Below are 287 nucleotides of genomic sequence, written 5' to 3' on the forward strand. Positions count from 1 at the left end.
TTATTAGATTTACTCCTCATTCAATGACTCTCCTGCCTCCCACAAAACTCAGGAAGGTAAGTGAACAAGCTGCCTTTCCTTCTCCCGTTGCTTTAACCTATCTATTTAACCGTTTTCAACCATCTCAAGAGACAGTTGTACTACTTCTGGCTGTACTCATAGGTGGAGGCAGCGGTATGGGTGTAGTTACATTTCACTACTTAGTCGAGCTGATTCACCGCTTGATGCTAGAAAATGTGATGGGTGCGATCGGTGGCTGGGGCGCTTGGACTTTAGCCTGCATTCCC

1 pseudogene is annotated in these 287 nt (G+C 46.3%); it reads left to right on the plus strand.

The features are described from left to right. Positions 1-23: 23 nt before the first annotated feature. Positions 24-287: pseudogene (locus UYK_RS24615) on the plus strand (chloride channel protein); the annotation flags it as partial.

The sequence above is a fragment of the Fischerella thermalis PCC 7521 genome, from assembly GCF_000317225.1.
Taxonomy (GTDB): Bacteria; Cyanobacteriota; Cyanobacteriia; order Cyanobacteriales; family Nostocaceae; genus Fischerella; species Fischerella thermalis.